Origin of the sequence: Synechococcus sp. R3-13 (genome assembly GCF_047462195.1) — a bacterium.
Lineage (GTDB): Bacteria > Cyanobacteriota > Cyanobacteriia > Thermostichales > Thermostichaceae > Thermostichus.
Genome location: NZ_JANSIO010000528.1, coordinates 1 through 3,533, shown reverse-complemented (window position 1 = coordinate 3,533; position 3,533 = coordinate 1). Strand labels below are relative to the sequence as shown.

General features: G+C 58.3%; 4 protein-coding genes. 2 read left to right on the top strand and 2 right to left on the bottom strand.

The features are described 5' to 3' along the window. Nucleotides 1-73: 73 nt before the first annotated feature. Nucleotides 74-763 carry a GTP cyclohydrolase I FolE gene (gene folE / locus NW856_RS14380; RefSeq protein ID WP_414400784.1) on the bottom strand — a complete coding sequence of 230 codons (690 nt, stop codon included), beginning with the start codon at nucleotides 761-763 and terminating at the stop codon, nucleotides 74-76. A 131-nt stretch (nucleotides 764-894) separates the two neighbouring features. Then, on the bottom strand, nucleotides 895-1,626 hold the full coding sequence (locus tag NW856_RS14375) for an SDR family oxidoreductase (protein ID WP_414400783.1): 732 nt from the start codon (nucleotides 1,624-1,626) through the stop codon (nucleotides 895-897). A 242-nt stretch (nucleotides 1,627-1,868) separates the two neighbouring features. Here NW856_RS14375 and NW856_RS14370 point away from each other — a divergent pair, with 242 nt between their 5' ends. Then, a complete protein-coding gene (locus NW856_RS14370; protein WP_414400782.1) occupies nucleotides 1,869-3,092 on the top strand; it encodes an ABC transporter ATP-binding protein in 1,224 nt (407 codons plus the stop codon). A 161-nt stretch (nucleotides 3,093-3,253) separates the two neighbouring features. Continuing rightward, nucleotides 3,254-3,533 (top strand): NUDIX domain-containing protein (locus NW856_RS14365; RefSeq protein ID WP_414400781.1); only part of this gene is annotated, 280 nt, incomplete at its 3' end.

The window sequence follows — 3,533 nt, the reverse complement described above, 5'->3', positions numbered from 1 at the left end:
CAGTGCGGGGCTCCTGCGATTTCTAGCTGAGCAGAGGCTTAACCCACTCACCGACAAAGCTCCGGGAAGCTCCCTAAAAATTGGACGGATGGCGAATGAGACTCAGAAACTCTTCGCGGGTACGGGGATCCTCCTGAAACACCCCCACCATCGAGCTGGTGACCGTCCAGGAGCCGGCCTTTTGTACCCCCCGCATCACCATGCACATGTGGGTAGCCTCGATAACCACCCCCACCCCGTAGGGATCCAGCACCTCCATCAAGGCCTCAGCAATTTGCCGTGTCAGGCGTTCCTGAACCTGCAGGCGGCGGGAGTACATCTCGACGATACGGGCAATTTTGCTTAGGCCCACCACCTTTTGCTTGGGGATGTAGGCAACATGGGCTTTGCCGATAAAGGGCAGCAGATGGTGCTCGCACAGGCTAAACAGAGACACATCCCGCAACAGCACCATCTCGTCATGGCCCTCATCAAAGATGGCACTGTTCAGTAGCTCCTCCAAAGACTGCCAATACCCACTGGTCAAAAACTTCAAAGCCGCAACCACTCGTTCCGGGGTTTTTCGCAGCCCCTCCCGTTGGGGATCCTCCCCGATCCCCCGCAGCAGCGTCTCCACCGCCGCCACCATAGCCGGATCTGAGACATCCGAGCTACCCAATTCTTCTTCCGCAAAAGTGGCTCGATCTCGAATCACCCGAGACTTGAAATGGGCTTTGTCATCCATTCGAGATTGCGAGCCAGATCCGGGTTTCGCAAGGGTCATAGCAGGATATTCCTTGGTTAACGAAAGGCTAAGAGAACTCGGTGCATGCAACTCAGCTCAGGTGGCATCCAGTCAAAGGCTGCGATAGCCAAAACCCTCCCAAGTCACGGGCAACCCCAAACCAGCCAGGTCTAAAAGGCTCCCACCGCAGGCATGAAGGTGAGATCTTCCACCACCGCACCTGTGGGCAACCGAACAATATAGGTAATCAAGTCGGCTACCCATTCCGGCGAGAGCATTTTGGAACGGTCGAAGTTGACCCCTACCGTGCCCGTATCCCAGAGGGACGTGTCCACGGCACCAGGGCACAGGCTGGTGACCCGAATGCCATGCTGTCGTTCCTCTTCGGCCAAAGCTTGAGAAAAGCCCATTAGGCCGAACTTGCTGGCACAGTAGGCTCCCCAGTTGGGAAAAGCTCGCTTGCCTGCAATCGAGATGACGTTGACAATCGTGCCGCAGCGCTGCCGGCGCATTCCGGGAAGTACGGCTTGGGCACACAGAAAAGCCGCCGTCAAGTTCAAGTCGATCACTCGCTGCCAATCCGACAAAGGTAAGGTGGCCAAGGGGCCAACGTGGGCCATGCCCGCATTATTGACCAAGACATCGCAGACGCCAAATCGATCCAGGAGAGCCTGCAACTGCTGGGGCAGAGCTGCTAAGTCGGCCAAGTCGATGGGAAAAATCGCTGCCTTGCCGCCCTGGGCTTGGATTTGGGCCTGCACCGCCAGCAGATCAGGTTGGGAGCGGGCCACCAGAGCCACCGCTATCCCTTGTCGGGCTAGGGCTAGGGCTACCGCTCTGCCGATCCCTCGACTGGCCCCTGTAATCAGAGCACGTTCGGGAAACTTTGTCTCAAAACTCATTTAGAACAAGCCTCTGGAGTGCGCCACACAAGCAAGCGCCGCCCAGGCCTGAGAAACTTCCTTAACTAAGTGTAACACTGATTTTCCATCGCTTCCCTTGGAATCAGGGTAGGGCGCAGAGACCTCAGCCTGTCCTGCTCAAGATCCGTCCGCTGGCTGTTGAACCTCGATCTGGCTAGGTGGGGTCTGGGAGTATGGTAGTGTGGTAAAAATGGTGAAAATCTTTTGCAACAACAACCGTCATGGCTGAGTCTTTGTTTTCTCCAAGCCCCACTGCCGGGCGGGAGGATCCCTCCTACATCCTTCAGCTTGAGGGCATCAGCAAGGGGTTTCCCGGCCAGCGGCAGTTGGTTTTGCGGGAAGTCGAGTTTCGCCTGCCCCAAGGAGACATCCTCAGCATTGTGGGCCCATCAGGTTGTGGGAAAACCACCTTATTGCGCACCATTGCCGGATTTGAGCAGCCGGATAGCGGGCGGATCCTCCTGGGGGGGCAGGTTGTGGCTGGGGAGGGGCAGTGGATCCCACCGGAGCGACGGGGAGTGGGGCTGGTGTTTCAGGATTTTGCCCTGTTTCCCCACTTGAACGTGTTGGCCAATGTGATGTTTGGCCTCCGACCCACTACCCCGTTTGCGTCGGCGGCAGGGGGTGGCAATCGCTCCTCCTCAACTGAGTTGCGAGCTGAGTTGCGAGGCGCTGCCCAACAGGCGCGGGAACGCGCTTACGAGGTGTTGCGGTTGGTGGGCCTGGAAGACTACACCCATCGTTATCCCCACGAGCTTTCGGGCGGGCAGCAGCAGCGGGTGGCTTTGGCGCGGGCTTTGGCCCCCAGGCCTAGCTTGATCCTGTTGGATGAGCCGCTGAGCAATTTGGATGTGCAGGTGCGCTACTACCTGCGGGAAGAAATCCGCAAAATCCTCAAGCAAACCCAGACCTCGGCCATTTTTGTCACCCACGACCAAGAGGAGGCTCTCTGCCTCTCCGACTGGGTGGCGGTGATGCGGGAAGGCCGTATTGAGCAATGGGGATCCCCGGAGGAGGTTTACCGGGAGCCGGCTACTCGCTTCGTGGCAGAGTTTATTACCCAGGCCAACTTTCTGCGCTGTGAGCGGCGGGAGTTGGGTTGGCAGGCTGAAGAGCTGCTGCACATCCCATTCCAGGCTTTGAGGGATCAGCCCGACCCCAGCTTGCGCTGCGCAGAGTTGATGGTTCGACAGGAGGAGTTGCATTTGCATCCTGATCCTCAGGGCGGCATTGTCATTCGGGATCGACAGTTTTTGGGGCGAGAGTACCGCTATTGCCTGATCACAGCAGCCGGCAAAGAATTGCACGCCCTAGCCCGGGAAGCCCTGCCTGTGGGCGCGCGGGTTCACATTGCTGTCAGACAAGGTCGGCTGTTCCCCCTCGCTGAGGGGCCATCTGTGGCTGAAAAAGAGCCAAATCGCGCAAAAAGTAAAAGTGTTGCCTGAGTCGGGGTTCTTTTGCACACCTTTAGCAACCCATCTTCCCCGCGACACGAAAGCCTTCGCCCCAGATAGGGCTTAGACTGGCAAGACGGTGGTCCAGGCTGGTAGCTCCCTCTGGAGGGACAAACTGGGTAGGCTGTTGGTGGAGGATTCAGTGCCAAGCTATGCAGGGATCCCGCATCGTGGCAGGCCCATCGGAGAACCGGATCGCCTTGGCGGAGTTCCGGGTGGGCGTGGATGCGGTCATTTTCTCCATCGACACTGAGCAGAATCGCCTCCTGGTGCTGCTGGTGCGGCGGCGGGAGGATCCCTTCCGCGGTTGCTGGGCCCTGCCAGGAACACTGGTGCGGCGCTCAGAATCCCTAGAAGCAGCGGCCTACCGCATCTTGGCGGAGAAAATTCGTGTTAAAAACCTCTATCTGGAGCAGCTCTACACCTTCGGGG

Coding starts and splice junctions, on each gene's coding strand:
- NW856_RS14370 (WP_414400782.1), top strand. CDS start 1,869: ATGGCTGAGTCTTTGTTTTCTCCAAGCCCCACTGCCGGGCGGGAGGAT.
- folE (WP_414400784.1), bottom strand. CDS start 763: ATGACCCTTGCGAAACCCGGATCTGGCTCGCAATCTCGAATGGATGAC.
- NW856_RS14375 (WP_414400783.1), bottom strand. CDS start 1,626: ATGAGTTTTGAGACAAAGTTTCCCGAACGTGCTCTGATTACAGGGGCC.